The following is a 13,607-nucleotide window of genomic DNA, read 5'->3' as shown; positions in this document are numbered from 1 at the left end:
AGGTGCTGGCCAGTATTCTTTCCGGAGAGCGGATGATCCGACCCTCGGCGTTGCTTATGTTGTGCCTGACGTTATCGCTGCCCATGGCGGCGGTCGCGCGGCTGGACGGGCCGCTGGAAGTGACCAAGCCGAGCAAGGTGCGCGACCTGGCCGAGATTCGCTCCAGTCGTACCCTGCGCGTACTGGTCAACCAGAGCCGCAACAGTTCCGGCGAAATCCAGGGCCAGGCCATTGGTGTCGAATACCATCGCCTGCGTGCGTTCGAGCAGTACCTCAACGACCAAGCCCGCGATGGCCAGGAAATCAATCTGAAGATCATCCCCAAGGCCAAGGACCAACTGCTTGGCGCGCTGGCGCGGGGTGAAGGCGATCTGGTAGCCCCCGGGGAATTGCTGGAAGTGAAGGCTACGCACAAGATCAGTGCGAGCGACCCGATTGCCAGCGGCGTGCCGTTATGGCTGGTGGGGGTCAAGGGCGAGCGCCGGTTCACCCGGCTGGAGCAGTTGTCCGGGCGCACATTGGCGCTGACCACCGGCAGCGCGGCGGCGGATGCGATCAACCAGGTCAACCAGAAACTGGCCCTGCACAAGCAGCCGCCGATCAAGGTGGAGTGGGTCGACCCGAGCCTGGCGGTGGAGGACGTGCTGGAGATGGTCCAGGCCGGCATCTTTCACCTGACCATCGTCGAGAAGCCCATCGCCGAACGCTGGTCGAAGATCCTGCCCAAGCTGCGCTTCGACAAGCAGGTGGTGATCAATGAGCCGGGCGAAGAGTATTGGTTCGTGCGGCAGGACGCCGCGATGCTGCGGGCGAGTATTGATCGCTTCCTCAAGACCTACCGCACGCCGTCCGACCAGGACGTGGCGTTTCAGCGCATTTATCGACGCCTTTACCAAGTGCGCAACCCGCTGGCCCGCATCGACCGCCAGCGCCTGGAGAAACTGCGCCCGATCCTGCAAAAGCATGCGCGCGAGCAAGGCATGGATTGGTTGAACCTCGCCGCGCTGGCCTTCAAGGAGTCCGCCCTCGACCCAAGCGCGCGCAGCAGCGGTGGCCCCACCGGCCTGATGCAGATCACGCCTTCGGCGGCGCAGCGGGTGGGCGTGAACAATATCGAAAATCTCGACAGTAACGTGCAGGCGGGCGCACGTTACCTGTCGATGATCCGCCGCAAGTTTTTCGCCAGCCCCAAGCTCAACGAGCGTGAGCGCATGGCGTTCGTGCTGGCGGCCTACAACATGGGGCCGGAACGCGTGCAAGGCATGCGTACCGAAGCCAAGCGGCGTGGGTTGAACCCCAATCAGTGGTTCTTCCAGGTGGAGCGCATTGCCATGGAGCAGGTGGGGATGAGCGGCGTGAGCTATGTGAATAGCGTCAACAAGTACTACCTGGCGTTTGATCGGGAGCGGGACTCCCTGGAGCCGTCGGCGTTGGAGCCGAAAATCGCTTCGCGCAAGTGATCGATTTTATAGATATTAATCAGGCATTTTTTCGGCTTTTATCATTGCCTAAACTGATTAATATAGCGGCCAACCAACCCCTACTCTGAAAAGGATTATCCCCATGAGCCCACTGATCAAAAGCATCCTGTCCACCCGCGCCGGCTATGGCTTGACCATTCTGCGCATTGTCGTCGGCATCATCTTCGCTGCCCACGGTTCGCAAAAACTCTTTGGCTGGTTTGGCGGCTACGGCCTGGCGGGCACCGCGCAGTGGATGGAAAGCATCGGCCTGGCGCCGGGCACCCTGATGGCCTTGTTGTCGGGCGGTACTGAGTTCTTCGCCGGCCTGGCCTTGATCATCGGTCTGCTGGCACGCCCTGCGGCCTTGGGCCTGACGATCCTGTCGCTGGTGGCGATCTTCTCGGTGCATATCCATAACGGTCTGTTCATGGCGAACAATGGTTATGAGTTCGCCCTGGCCTTGCTCGGCGGCTCCCTGGCCGTCCTGTTCGAAGGTGCCGGCAAACTGTCCGCCGACCGCGCCATCACCCACTGATCGGTCTGTAACCGCTGGAGAAGGCCCGCCATGTGCGGGCCTTTTCGTTGCGCGGGATTCTTGACACCGCCCCATCGGCTTCTCTAGGATGTTGGTTATGCGCCGATTTAAACAGCTAATTGCGGGGCGCCACTGGGACTCGATGCAGCCCGACAGAAGCCAGTTCTCATTGCAGACGCCGGCTTCGAAATACCGCTAAAGCGCTGGTTCGGTGTTGCCTCTCACCTGCCCGCAGACTTTTGAGGCAGAGACACGACACGATGAATGCACCACGCCCCCTCATACGCCTGGCTCCGATCACTGCGGAGCTGACTCAACGCAATCCGAGAATTCTCCTGGGCGGCAAGCACCAGCCGACGCTGTTGCGTTACCTGGACGGCTGGCCGCGTCGGGGCGGGCGGCCCTCGGCGTTCCTGATCCAATTTGTCGAAGATGGCGATTCCCTGGCACGCTTTGCCAGCAACAGCTTTGACCTCGCGGTGATCCAGGCGCCCAGCGCCAGTGACGCGGCTGAGGTGATCCGCCAACTGACGCGCATTGCCCGACAAGGTTTGATCGCGCGGCGCTGAGCCCTCAATAAAACGCCGACGGCGGCACCGGCCAGCGACGACGCCGCCGCCGAAACAGCCCCCAGGCAATCAGGCACAGCAGTGCCGGCAACGGCACAATCACCAGCAGTTTTACGTTGCGTTCCAGGCGCTGCACTGGCGCGTAAAGCGTGTTTTTCAGCGTATGCAGTTCCATCGGTAGACGCAGGCGTTCCTTGTTGAGCGCTTGCAACTGGGTACTGGTATCGACCGACTCCGTGCCCAGGGCCGTGACGTCGGGGTTAAGGCGCTGCCATTCCTTTTCCGTTCGTGCCAGGCGCCGTTCCAGCTCGGCAGCCTGATCCCGATAGGCGCGTTCGGCAGCCTCGCGCCGCTTCGCCAGCAGCTTCAATGAATGGCCGGCCACCGCGCGCGGGCGAATATCCGCCAGGGCCTGCGGCGCGGCGAGGTTATCCAGTGCGTTCATGACAAACAGTTTGTTGGCATTTCGCGCGGATTCGCCGGGAGGCTCGCTCAACATATCCGTATCTGCAACCACGACCACATGGATCTGCGCCGCCTTCTGCAACCCCGGCGGCCGCCCGCCAAATCCGTCGGCAAACGCCGAATAGGCTGGCCCTTCGAGGCGGGCAGCGATCACGTGAGGCTCGCCACGCGTGGGTAACGCACTGCCCACGGCGTCTGAATCGATCAGTAACGACTGTCTGGAACTGCGCAACAGCGGCGTGAAGATGGCGCGGCTTTTATCCAGGGAGAACAGGGCGCCGCTATTCGACACGGTCACTGTGCCCAGCTTCCAGGTGCTGACATCGCGGGTATTCATTGCTTGGCGTGGCAGGGTGAATGTGGCCGGTTGATGTTCCGACGGGGCATAGGTGGGGTCGACCAGCACTTTGTTGCTCGGCATGCTGACCCCCCAGCCGGCGAGCAACGCGTCTAGCCGGGTGGCGGAGGACGTTGTCTTTGAGCCGCCTTTGTCGAGGGGGTCGATAAACATCAGCAGTTTGCCGCCGCCCAGGACGAACTGGTCGATCGCATACAGTGTTTTTTCCGGCAGCCCGCGTGGATGTACGAGCATCAGGGTTTTAATCCGCGAGGGCACATGATCGGCCGTCGGCTCCAGCTCCAGGAGGTCGAAATGTCGGTGCAATTCCAGTACCAGCGGCTCGATGGATGCGCCGGCCGGTAACCCTGATAACAGCCCGACGATCGCGGGCTCGGGGTGCAGCAACTGGGTGATCAAGTGGCTGATTTCATACTCCAGCAGCGGCTCGTTCTCCGGGTTGAACGACTCGATGCGTTGGGCGGTTTGCCCCTCCCGAGCGCCGATAAGACCGAAGAACCCCGGTTGATCGCGCAGGCCATACAGTCCTGCTTTGTAGGCATCCTCTGAAAAGGGAGTGGGATCGATAATGTGCAGATTGATCTTGCCGTTTGCTGCGTGTTCGAACGCCCTGAGTTGTTCTTCAACGCGTTTGGCATAGTGTTTCAGGATGCTTTTTTTGGCCGGTATGCTTGAATTGAAATAATAGAAGTCCAGTGGACTTTCCAGTGTGGTGAGTAAGTGCAATGCCGAGGGTGACAATGTATTGGTCTGTTGTTGGGAAAAGTCCTGGCGTAAATCAGGAAGTTTGACTACCCATACCAGGTTGAATGCGAGGAACAGCAGCAGTATGACGCTAAGTGTCATGCCGGTGCGCAATGGATATCGCATCGAGAGTGTTCCTTCTCAGCTGTTCTTGTAGTTGAGGATAACGGTCGTCGCAGCAAGAAAAGCAATGATCATGCTGATGAAATACGCGCCGTCCTGAAAGGTAAGTGTCCCGTGATCAATCAGGCCAAAACGCAGGAGTGGGCTGAGAGATGTCAAACTGTCGATGATCCAGATGGGGGCTTGACGCTCCAGTGCATCCAATATCGAAGACACGCCGCTGGCCAATAACAACAGGCTCAGCGTCAATATGAAAATGGCCAGGCGCTGGCGGGTCAGTGCACAAATAAAAACACCCACTGAGAGATAGCTTCCGCTCAATAACCAACTGGCCAGGAATTGGGATGCGATGACCCGGTTGTCCGCACTGCCCAACAAGTTGACCACCGTCACGATGGGGAATGTCAGTAATAATGCCAGGCCCGCCACGACCCAGGCGGCGAGGAACTTCCCAATAACCAGTTCGGCGGGCCGCACAGGCAGTGTTTTCATGAAATCGCCAAAGCCTGTCTCATTCTCGTCCGCCCAAAGTTGAGTCGACAGTGCAGGGATCAGTAACAGGTACAACCAAGGGTGCCATTGAAAAAAGCCCTGCAAATCGCTGCTGCTGCGCTCCAGCAATTGGCTGGTGTGCAACCCCAGCAAGGTCGACAGCAACAGGAACAGCGCAACGCTCAGGTAGGTGGCAGGTGCCGATAGATAGCTGGCAAGCTGGCGTTTGAAAACAGATGGCAGCAGGTTCAATGGGAGGCCTCCTGGCTCAGGTGGTGAACGACATCGTTCAGGCGGCCTGGCTCCAGATTCAGTGAGTGTATTTCCCAGCGTCGGTTGGCAATCAATGCGCAGATGGCGGGGTAGATGGAGTGTCCCGGCATGGCGAGAACGGTTACCGTGCCCGGGCCGTGCCGGTCTTCTTCGATACCTGCCACGCCGGGCAGTACCGCAAGTGCCAGTAAATCCAGGGCTGACTCCGCCGCCAGGGTGACCGCGCGAAAGTGCCGGGAACTGCGCTGCAGCTCGGCCATCGGGGTGTCCGCCAACAGGCGCCCGCCGCCAATGACCAGGGCGCGGGTGCAGACGCCGGCCAGTGCTTCGCAATCGCGTGAGGCAACGATGATCGTCATCTCGTCGGCCAACGACTGGATAAGCCTGCTGATCTTGCCTTGCTGATGGGGCGCCAACCCTTCGCTGGGTTCGTCCAGTAACAGCACGTCGGGGTCGTGCAGCAGGGCCTGGGCAAACGCGACTTTGCGTTTCAGGCCAGGGGGAAGGGTGTTGATCGGGTAATCGAGGACTGGCCAGAGTTCGAGTCGGCTGGCCGCGTGATCCACCCGCCTGCGTCGCTCCGCGCCTTGGAATCCCCGAACGGTGGCGATGAAACTGAGCAGGTTCTTGACCGACAGGGTCGGGTGACTGACACCGGATTCGGGTTGATAGCCTATTGCCTTGCGTGCGTGATAGCCGTGCGTGTGTGTATCCAGCCCCAGAATCCGCACTTGCCCCGAGGAGGGTTGGATGGCGCCGGCGATCATTTTTAAAAGTGTCGTTTTACCTGCCCCCTCCAATCCAAATACACCAAGGCACTCTTGGCGTTTGGCAGAAAATGAGACATCGCTGATTACACTCTTTTTGTTCAAGTATTTTGTGAGGTTGCTTATCTCGATCATTATGCTTTTCTGTTCGGTTGGTGAGGCAAGAAGAATGAAGAGGCAAGCGCCTTTGTTGAGTGATATAGGGCTCGGGTTTAAAAATGGTACGTTCAATGTACAGCGCTTGGAAATGCTGAAGTATCTTAATAAGAGAAGTCCTACGTTCAGTCTGTTACTTCGCTGAAACAATCGTTGAGTGATAAATGCATGTTGATGGTCGGATGTTTATCTGATGTTTATATACGCTTTGCTTGTTGTCATGAGGCCTGATTACTATGATGCTTCTACGTACCCTAGTTCTTGAACGCTCTGGTGAGGATGCGCCGGTCAACGGTGCTCTGCTCTGTGGTTTTGCTGTTCCCCAGATCGCGTCGAACTTTCTTGTGTACAGCCTGGATGAAGAAATAGAGCCGGGTAGTTCCCGGGTATATGTCGCAGCATTGCGTAGGAAAGTTGAACGCTACTTCTTGGGTGGGGTGGATGCCCAAGAGGATCTGCAAGTTGCGATGCGGGTGTTTAAACAAATACTGACCCTGGCCGCGTCCGGTACCAAGTCGGGTAGCGTCGGCGACGGCCAGATTCCCTATCACTTTGTCGACTTGAAAGGCTGTAAGTTGCCGCCCGCCAGGCCCGAAGATCATCATTCAATGAACATCAAGAAAGCCTTGGTGATGAAGGTGATTACCTTGGGCACATCGGCCCCTGCGTCAGAGGCGATTGAAAGTCCCACGCTGATTGTCCCGTCCATTCGTTTTTCTTCCAAATTGGTCTCGGCTCCCAAAGTCACCAAAGCGCCTGAAAAGGTCTTGCCCGTGGTGATCGAGGGGCTGGCTGAACCTCAGCGGCAGGTGCCCGCGGTCGTGGCGCCAACTGCTGCGCCGGTCGTCGCGGTTGCACCCAGTGCGCCGCCGGCATCCAACGAACAGGCAGAACACAATTCACTGTTCGAGGTGGACAGCACCTTGACCAACCTCGCGCGTGTCGCCCAGGAACTGACCCAGCAAAAACTCGCGATGCAAAAGCGCGAAGAAGCGCTCGAACAGCGCCAGGTTGAACTGCAGCGAGGGCTGGCGGAGCTTGAGCAAAAGCGCCAGGAACTGACCCGTCGCATGGTGCAGGAGGAGGGCGCCGTGCAGTTGCAGGCGCAGGCGTTGGAGGGGCGTGAAGCGCAGTTGGCAAATGCCGTGGTCATGCAGCAGCAAGGGCAGCGTCAAATGGATGAGCGCACCCGCGTCCTCGAAGAGCGGGCCATTCAAGTCGAGGCGCAAGAGCTGCGGGCGCGTCAGAAAGGCGAGACGTTGGCGGCGCTGCTCGTGCAGTTACCAGGGTTGCGCCAGAATGTGCATGCCATTCTCTTTGAACTCGACCAGGCGTTGGACGGCCTGGCCAGGAATGAGCTGGTTCAAGCGAGCAGCGAGCCGGGCGCAATCCAGCTGTGATGCGAGGCGTCAGAGGGTCTGGCTACTTTCCCCGGTTCATTTATCATCACCCTCTGTTCGTCGACGCCGGGGCCTGCATGCCGCGGCGTATTGGAATCAATGGACATTGCCTGGGGATGCACACGTTTGAGTACCAAGCTGATTACCAAAGAAGGTCATGAGGCGCTGAAGAAGGAGTTGGATTACCTGTGGCGCGAAAAGCGTCCGGACACCACGCGCAAGGTGACTTGGGCTGCTTCCCTGGGGGATCGCAGCGAGAACGCGGACTACCAGTACAACAAGAAGCTGCTGCGTGAGATTGACCGACGGGTGCGCTACCTGCGCAAGCGTCTGGAAGACATGCGCGTGGTGGAGTACATGCCCGAACAGGAAGGGCGGGTATTTTTCGGTGCCTGGGTGGATATCGAAAACGAGCAGGGCGAAACCAAGCGTTTTCGCATCGTCGGCTATGACGAGATCTACGAACGCATGGACTACATCTCCATCGATTCGCCGATGGCGCGGGCGCTGCTGCGCAAGCAAGTCGACGATGAGGCCATCGTGCAGACGCCGAACGGCGAGGTGTGCTGGTGGATCACCGCTATCGAGTATGTGAAATAGACAATGATGGCCCGCGGTCTGTGACGCGCGGGCCACTGTCGTCTCAGCCTTCGCGCAATACCGCCAATGGCGTGGCATTCAGCGCGCGACGCGTCCCGAACACCCCGGCAGCGCCGATCAGCACGCCACCGATCACCGGCAGCAACAGCAACCACGGGTGTGGGTGCCAGGCCAGGTCGAAGGCATAGCGGTAGAGCACCCAGGTCACCAGTTCGGTGCCCAGCGCCGCGAGCAAACCGCTGACGGCGCCGAGCAAGCCGAACTCGATGCGTCGGGCCTTCACCAGCAGCTTGCGCTCGGCGCCCAGCGCACGCAGCAGCGCACCTTGGCGAATGCGCTCGTCCAGGGTGGCCTGCAGGCCGGAGAACAGCACCGCCATCCCTGCCGCCAGCACGAACAGCAGCACGTACTCCACGGCCAGCGTTACTTGGGCGAGGATGCTGCGCAACTGTTCCAGCAGGGCCTCGACCTGCAGGATCGTGACCGCCGGGAAGGCCCGGGACAGGTCGACGATCTGCCGGTCATGGCCGGGGGCCAGATAGAAGCTGGTCAGGTAGGTGGCCGGCAGGTCTTTCAAAGTGCCAGGCTGGAAAATCATGAAGAAGTTGGGCTGGAAGTTATCCCAATTGATGGTGCGCAGGCTGGTGACCCGCGCTTCACGGGTTTCGCCCGCCACGGTGAACACCAGGTGGTCGTCGAGCTTGAGTTTCAGGCTTTCGGCAACCTTGGCTTCCACCGACACGCCCGGTATTTCATCGCCCGGTTGCTGTGACCACCAGGTACCCGCGGTCAGGGCATTGCCCGGCGGCAGGTCGGCGGCCCAGGTCAGGCTCAGGTCGCGCTGGATTGCGCGGTCGCCGCTGGAGTCCTTGCTGACGATCGCCTGCACGGGCTCGCCGTTGACGCTGATCAGCCGGCCGGGCACCACCGGATACAGCGGCGCCGATTGTGCCTGCAGTTCGAGCAGGCGAGCGCCAAAGGCGTCTTTGTCGGCGGGCAGGATGTTCAGCGCGAAGTAGTTGGGGGCATCCTTGGGCAGCTGGTTTTGCCAGGTGTCGAGCAATTCGCCGCGCAGCAGGGCGATCAAGCCCATGGACAGCAGGATCAAGCCGAACGCCAGCGACTGGCCTGCCGCCGCCAACGGATAGCGCAGCAACTGGCCCAGGCCCAGGCGCCACGGCAGGGACGCCCGGGCCAGCAGGCGGCGCAGGCTCTGCAACAGCAGCAGGAGCAGGCCACCGAGGATCAACGCCGCAACCACGCCCCCGCCGAGCAGGGCGAAGGTCAGCACCAGGTCGAGGCTCAGGCGCCACATGATCAGGCCCAGGGCAAGCAGCGCCGCGCCGTAGACCATCCAGGTGCTGGACGGGATGGGCAGCAGGTCGCGCCGCAACACGCGCAGCGGTGGGACGCGGCCCAGTGCCGCCAACGGTGGCAGGGCGAAACCGGCGAGGGCCACCAGCCCGGTGCCGATCCCGGCAATGGCCGGCAGCAGCCCGCCGGGCGGTACGTCCGCCGGCAGCAGGTCGTGGAGGAAATAGAACAGGCCAAATTGCGCCAGCCAGCCCAGCAGGGCGCCGGCCAGGCTCGCCAACAGGCCGAGTACGCTCAGTTGCAGGCTGAACAACAACATGGTTTCACGCCGCGATAAACCCAGGCAGCGCAACAACGCGCTGGCATCAAAACGTCGGCTGGCGAAACGGTTGGCGGACAACGCCACGGCCACACCGGCCAGCAACACCGCCACCAGGCTGGCCATGTTCAGGTAGCGCTCGGCCTTGCCCAGGGCGCCGCCGATCTGCTGGTTGCCATCCCGCGAGTCCTGCAGGCGCTGGTTGGCCGCGAGGCCCGGCTTGATCAGGTCGCGATAGGTTTGCAGTGCCGTACTTGAGGGGGCTGCGCGCCACAGTTCGCGGTAACTGACGCGGCTGCCGGGCTGGACGACGCCAGTGGCGCCCAGGTCGGCCAGGTTGATCATCACCCGTGGCGTGAGGCTGTAGAAATTGCCGGCGCGGTCCGGTTCATAGGTCAGCACACGCGCCAGGCGCAGGGACTTCATGCCCACGTCGATGCTGTCACCGACTTTCAGGTCGAGTGCGGTGAGCAGCCGTGCCTCCACCCAGGCTTCGCCGGGTTTCGGGCCGCCGCCCGCGGTTTCGTCAGCGAATGGCGCGGCTGCGCTCTTCAGTTCGCCGCGCAGCGGGTATTGTTCGTTGACCGCCTTGATGCTGGACAGCTGGATGCCGTTATCGGTGGCGATAACGCTGGAAAACTCGACGACGCGTGCGTGATCCAGGCCCAGTTCGATCCCGGACCTGATTTGCTCGGGGCGCGCGGGTGAGCTGCCCTCGAGCACCAGGTCGGCGCCGAGGAACTCGGTGGCGCGCAACAGCATGGCGCCATTAAGGCGTGCGCCGAAGTAGCCGATGGCGGTGCTGGAGGCCACGGCCACCAGCAGGGCGAAGAACAACACGCGCAATTCGCCGGCGCGGGCATCGCGCAGCAATTGGCGCAGGGCAAGGCTGAACAGGCGCAACAGCGGCAAGCGTGCCATCAAGGCTCCAGGGGCGCGACCAGCAGGCCGGCTTCAAGGCGGATCAGGCGTCGGCAACGGTGCGCCAGGCGCTCGTCGTGAGTGACCAGGACCAGGGTCGTGCCGCTTTCTTTATTCAGTTCGAACAGCAGGTCGCTGATGCGCTCGCCGGTATGGCTGTCGAGGTTGCCGGTGGGTTCGTCGGCAAACAGCACGTCCGGTTCGGCGGCAAAGGCGCGGGCGATCGCCACCCGTTGCTGCTCACCCCCGGAGAGTTGGCGTGGCGAGTGGGTCAGGCGTTGGCCCAGGCCGACCCGTTCGAGCAGGTACCTGGCGCGCTCGCGGGCGTCTTTGCGGCCGTCCAGCTCCAGCGGCAGCATGACGTTCTCCAGGGCGTTGAGGCTGTCGAGCAGTTGGAATGACTGGAAGACGAAGCCCACATGCTCGGCGCGGATGCGCGCGCGCTGGTCTTCGTCGAGGCTGCTCAGGGCTTGGCCGGCGAGGATGACTTCGCCGCTGCTGGGCAGGTCGAGGCCGGCCAGCAGACCGAGGAGGGTGGACTTGCCGGAGCCGGAGGCACCGACGATAGCCAGGCTATCGCCCTTGTTCAGTTCCAGGCTCAGTTCGTGCAGGATAGTCAGTTCACCTTCCGCGCTGGGAACCACTTTGCTAAGGTTTCGCGCGATGAGAATGCTTGCGCCCATGGAGAATCCGATGCGAATGTGGTTTTTGAGTGCTGGCCTGGCCTTGATGTGCATGGCCCAGAACGCAGCGGCGGGTACAGTCCTGATCGTTGGCGATAGTATCAGTGCCGGTTTCGGACTGGATACCAGCAAAGGGTGGGTAGCCTTGTTGGGACAGCGGCTCAAACACGAAGGTTTCGACGATAAAGTGGTCAACGCGTCCATCAGCGGCGACACCAGCGCCGGAGGCCTCGCGCGGCTGCCGGCGGCGCTTGCGGAGCATAAGCCCAACCTGGTGATTATCGAGCTGGGCGGCAATGACGGCCTGCGTGGACAGCCGCCCGCGCAATTGAAACAAAATCTTGCGTCGATGATCGAGCAGTCCCAGGCGGTCGGCGCCAAGGTCCTGCTGCTGGGCATGCAGTTGCCGCCTAACTACGGTCCGAAATACACCACGGCATTTGCCGGGGTCTACGCGGCCCTGGCCAAGGAGAAGAGCGTGCCGTTGGTGCCGTTTTTCCTCGACGGCGTGGGCGGTCATCCCGAGTTGATGCAGGCCGATCAACTGCACCCGGCGGTCGGCGCCCAGGGTAAGTTGCTGGAAAATGTCTGGCCGACGCTAAAACCGCTGTTATGACGCTTTTCTACCGGCAGGCTTTCGGCTAAGGTGGCGCCCCCCCGATTTGGAGCCCTCGATGTCGCGTCCTGCCTGGTCCCTGTTTAATTACCAACTGATCGAGCCGGACGAGCAGCTGGATCTGTTCGCCTGCCAGGAAGTCCGGGTGCATCTGGTCACGCGTCAATTGGAGCTGGGCGGCACGATCGATCGCACGCTCTGCGGCACGTTGTTGCCGGCTCAGCCACGCTGGTCGGCGGTGGATCGCTCGATTTTCCAGGATCAGCGCCTGTGCCCCCTGTGCCGTGCCATCTTGGAGTCGCAAAAGCGTGGCACGCCGCCGATCTGGCCGGAGCTGCGCTTCGAGTGGTGAGGGGCGCTACGAGCTTGCAGCTTGAAGCCCGCATCGCGTATACAATCGCTTTTTACCTACACGTTGTTCTGCGAAGGATTTTCCGGATGTTGTCGCGCCTTTCCGCCGTCACCTGCTGCCTGTCTCTTGCCGCCCTGTGTGCGGCGGGTTCCGCGGCGGCCTTGCAGTTGCCCTTGCCACCCCCGGGCGAAGACATCGTCGGCCAGGTCCAAGTGATCAAGGCCAAGTACGAAGATACGTTTGCCGACCTGGGTACCACCTACGACCTGGGCTACTCGGAGATGGTCGCCGCCAACCCGGGCGTCGATGCCTGGTTGCCGGGGGCGGGCACCGAGATCGTCCTGCCGACGCGGTTCATCCTGCCGCCGGGCCCCCGCGAAGGCATCGTGATCAACCTTGCCGAATACCGGCTCTACTATTTCCCCAAGGGCCAGAACGTCGTCTACACCTTCCCGCTGGGGATTGGTCGTGAAGGCTGGGGCTCGCCGATCGCCCATACCAGCATTGTCGCGAAAACGCCGAACCCGACCTGGACGCCACCCGCTTCGATCAAGGCCGAGCACGCCGCCAACGGCGATCCGTTGCCCAACGTGGTACCGGCCGGCCCGGACAACCCGCTGGGGCCGTTCAAGTTCACCCTGGGCACGCCGGGCTACCTGATCCACGGCTCCAACATGAAGTTCGGTATCGGCACGCGTACCAGCCACGGCTGCTTCCGCATGTTCAACAATAACGTGCTGGAAATGGCCGGCATGGTACCGGTGGGTACTCCGGTGCGTATCATCAACGATGCCTACAAGTTCGGCAGCAGTGGCGGCAAGGTCTACCTCGAAGCGCATACGCCGCTGAACGACGATGGCACGCCGTCGGTGGTCGACAAGCACACCGCGGTGATCAACGCGCTGCTCAAGCGTGAAGACCTGGCCAATCACCTGCGGGTGAACTGGGATCAGGTGCGCGACGTGGTCGCGGCGGAAGATGGCCTGCCGACTGAAATCGGTGTGCCGGCTGCGGCGTCGATGGTCTCGAACGCGCCGCTCGATCCGTTGCAATAAGCCGGTTCGATCAATCGCCCGCCACGGCCTTGGGCTGCGGCGGGCTTTTTATTGCCCGTGATCCGGGACCGAATCGCAGGCAATAAAAAGCCGGTCCAAGAATGGACCGGCTTGGTAACAACCCCGAAGGACTATTACTTGCGGCTAGCTTTTTCAAGCATGCGCAGAGCGCGCTCGTTAGCTTCGTCAGCAGTCTGTTGTGCTTTTTGAGCAGCAGCCAGAGCTTCATCAGCTTTACGGTAGGCTTCGTCTGCACGAGCCTGGGAGCGAGCTGCTGCGTCTTCAGTTGCAGTCAGACGAGCTTCGGTTTCTTTGGAGACGCTGCTGCAACCGGTAGCCAGAACTGCGGCCAGAGCCAGAGCAGAGAATTTCAGAACGTTGTTCATCGTGTTCCCCTTCAAG

General features: G+C 61.2%; 14 protein-coding genes. 8 read left to right on the top strand and 6 right to left on the bottom strand.

Going from position 1 to position 13,607, the window contains the following annotated elements; all coding sequences use genetic code 11:
• Positions 1 to 32 precede the first annotated feature (32 nt).
• The 3 genes from ACVWZP_RS11755 (at position 33) to ACVWZP_RS11745 (ending at position 2,567) form a co-directional block, all read left to right on the top strand.
• On the top strand, positions 33 to 1,460 hold the full coding sequence (locus ACVWZP_RS11755) for an MltF family protein (RefSeq protein ID WP_057003735.1): 1,428 nt from the start codon (positions 33 to 35) through the stop codon (positions 1,458 to 1,460).
• Between the two features lie 103 nt (positions 1,461 to 1,563).
• Complete coding sequence (locus ACVWZP_RS11750; RefSeq protein ID WP_017848811.1) at positions 1,564 to 1,998, top strand: DoxX family protein; 435 nt, start codon at positions 1,564 to 1,566, stop codon at positions 1,996 to 1,998.
• A 260-nt stretch (positions 1,999 to 2,258) separates the two neighbouring features.
• Positions 2,259 to 2,567: a hypothetical protein gene (locus ACVWZP_RS11745; RefSeq protein WP_017848810.1), complete on the top strand. Its 309-nt coding sequence runs from the start codon at positions 2,259 to 2,261 to the stop codon at positions 2,565 to 2,567.
• Between the two features lie 4 nt (positions 2,568 to 2,571).
• On the opposite strand, the gene ACVWZP_RS11740 is transcribed toward ACVWZP_RS11745, so the two are convergent.
• The 3 genes from ACVWZP_RS11740 to ACVWZP_RS11730 are packed head-to-tail and all read right to left on the bottom strand — an operon-like array spanning position 2,572 to position 5,924.
• A complete protein-coding gene (locus ACVWZP_RS11740) occupies positions 2,572 to 4,260 on the bottom strand; it encodes a Gldg family protein (RefSeq protein WP_457369757.1) in 1,689 nt (562 codons plus the stop codon).
• A 15-nt stretch (positions 4,261 to 4,275) separates the two neighbouring features.
• A complete protein-coding gene (locus ACVWZP_RS11735) occupies positions 4,276 to 5,001 on the bottom strand; it encodes an ABC-2 transporter permease (protein WP_046384248.1) in 726 nt (241 codons plus the stop codon).
• Positions 4,998 to 5,924 carry an ABC transporter ATP-binding protein gene (locus ACVWZP_RS11730; protein ID WP_079443151.1) on the bottom strand — a complete coding sequence of 309 codons (927 nt, stop codon included), beginning with the start codon at positions 5,922 to 5,924 and terminating at the stop codon, positions 4,998 to 5,000. Before ACVWZP_RS11730 ends, ACVWZP_RS11735 begins: the two co-directional genes overlap by 4 nt.
• Positions 5,925 to 6,184: 260 nt before the next feature.
• Here ACVWZP_RS11730 and ACVWZP_RS11725 point away from each other — a divergent pair, with 260 nt between their 5' ends.
• Both ACVWZP_RS11725 and greB read left to right on the top strand, forming a co-directional pair.
• Positions 6,185 to 7,345 (top strand): hypothetical protein, encoded by a 1,161-nt coding sequence (locus ACVWZP_RS11725; RefSeq protein ID WP_262381800.1) that lies wholly within the window; start codon positions 6,185 to 6,187, stop codon positions 7,343 to 7,345.
• 126 nt (positions 7,346 to 7,471) lie between these two features.
• Positions 7,472 to 7,945, top strand: a complete 474-nt coding sequence (gene greB, locus ACVWZP_RS11720) for a transcription elongation factor GreB (protein WP_026140354.1) — start codon at positions 7,472 to 7,474, stop codon at positions 7,943 to 7,945.
• Positions 7,946 to 7,988: 43 nt separating this feature from the next.
• On the opposite strand, the gene ACVWZP_RS11715 is transcribed toward greB, so the two are convergent.
• Both ACVWZP_RS11715 and ACVWZP_RS11710 read right to left on the bottom strand, forming a co-directional pair.
• Complete coding sequence (locus tag ACVWZP_RS11715; protein WP_424801515.1) at positions 7,989 to 10,499, bottom strand: ABC transporter permease; 2,511 nt, start codon at positions 10,497 to 10,499, stop codon at positions 7,989 to 7,991.
• Positions 10,499 to 11,182, bottom strand: a complete 684-nt coding sequence (locus ACVWZP_RS11710; protein ID WP_017849531.1) for an ABC transporter ATP-binding protein — start codon at positions 11,180 to 11,182, stop codon at positions 10,499 to 10,501. The genes ACVWZP_RS11715 and ACVWZP_RS11710 overlap by 1 nt, the downstream gene beginning before the upstream one ends.
• A gap of 10 nt (positions 11,183 to 11,192) precedes the next feature.
• On the opposite strand from ACVWZP_RS11710, the gene ACVWZP_RS11705 reads away from it, so the two are divergent.
• From ACVWZP_RS11705 to ACVWZP_RS11695, 3 genes are all read left to right on the top strand, one after another.
• On the top strand, positions 11,193 to 11,798 hold the full coding sequence (locus ACVWZP_RS11705) for an arylesterase (RefSeq protein ID WP_026140353.1): 606 nt from the start codon (positions 11,193 to 11,195) through the stop codon (positions 11,796 to 11,798).
• Positions 11,799 to 11,856: 58 nt separating this feature from the next.
• The gene (locus ACVWZP_RS11700) at positions 11,857 to 12,150 is read left to right on the top strand and encodes a hypothetical protein (protein ID WP_017849529.1); all 294 of its coding nucleotides are present in this window, start codon (positions 11,857 to 11,859) and stop codon (positions 12,148 to 12,150) included.
• 86 nt (positions 12,151 to 12,236) lie between these two features.
• Positions 12,237 to 13,205, top strand: a complete 969-nt coding sequence (locus tag ACVWZP_RS11695) for a L,D-transpeptidase family protein (RefSeq protein WP_017849528.1) — start codon at positions 12,237 to 12,239, stop codon at positions 13,203 to 13,205.
• Between the two features lie 134 nt (positions 13,206 to 13,339).
• Here ACVWZP_RS11695 and oprI read toward each other — a convergent pair whose 3' ends face one another.
• Positions 13,340 to 13,591 (bottom strand): outer membrane lipoprotei OprI, encoded by a 252-nt coding sequence (gene oprI / locus ACVWZP_RS11690; protein WP_003172710.1) that lies wholly within the window; start codon positions 13,589 to 13,591, stop codon positions 13,340 to 13,342.
• Between the last annotated feature and the right edge of the window lie 16 nt (positions 13,592 to 13,607).

The sequence above is a fragment of the Pseudomonas sp. TE36184 genome (genome assembly GCF_054060055.1).
The sequence above is the reverse complement of the archived record's forward strand: the minus strand, read 5'-3'. Positions and strand labels throughout refer to the sequence as shown.

What these genes read in the sequence shown, in the direction of transcription:
- ACVWZP_RS11740 (WP_457369757.1), bottom strand. Translation starts at nt 4,260, where the DNA reads ATGCGATATCCATTGCGCACCGGCATGACACTTAGCGTCATACTGCTG.
- ACVWZP_RS11700 (WP_017849529.1), top strand. Translation starts at nt 11,857, where the DNA reads ATGTCGCGTCCTGCCTGGTCCCTGTTTAATTACCAACTGATCGAGCCG.
- ACVWZP_RS11715 (WP_424801515.1), bottom strand. Translation starts at nt 10,499, where the DNA reads ATGGCACGCTTGCCGCTGTTGCGCCTGTTCAGCCTTGCCCTGCGCCAA.
- ACVWZP_RS11755 (WP_057003735.1), top strand. Translation starts at nt 33, where the DNA reads ATGATCCGACCCTCGGCGTTGCTTATGTTGTGCCTGACGTTATCGCTG.
- ACVWZP_RS11750 (WP_017848811.1), top strand. Translation starts at nt 1,564, where the DNA reads ATGAGCCCACTGATCAAAAGCATCCTGTCCACCCGCGCCGGCTATGGC.
- ACVWZP_RS11710 (WP_017849531.1), bottom strand. Translation starts at nt 11,182, where the DNA reads ATGGGCGCAAGCATTCTCATCGCGCGAAACCTTAGCAAAGTGGTTCCC.
- ACVWZP_RS11705 (WP_026140353.1), top strand. Translation starts at nt 11,193, where the DNA reads ATGCGAATGTGGTTTTTGAGTGCTGGCCTGGCCTTGATGTGCATGGCC.
- ACVWZP_RS11730 (WP_079443151.1), bottom strand. Translation starts at nt 5,924, where the DNA reads ATGATCGAGATAAGCAACCTCACAAAATACTTGAACAAAAAGAGTGTA.
- ACVWZP_RS11695 (WP_017849528.1), top strand. Translation starts at nt 12,237, where the DNA reads ATGTTGTCGCGCCTTTCCGCCGTCACCTGCTGCCTGTCTCTTGCCGCC.
- oprI (WP_003172710.1), bottom strand. Translation starts at nt 13,591, where the DNA reads ATGAACAACGTTCTGAAATTCTCTGCTCTGGCTCTGGCCGCAGTTCTG.
- ACVWZP_RS11725 (WP_262381800.1), top strand. Translation starts at nt 6,185, where the DNA reads ATGCTTCTACGTACCCTAGTTCTTGAACGCTCTGGTGAGGATGCGCCG.
- ACVWZP_RS11745 (WP_017848810.1), top strand. Translation starts at nt 2,259, where the DNA reads ATGAATGCACCACGCCCCCTCATACGCCTGGCTCCGATCACTGCGGAG.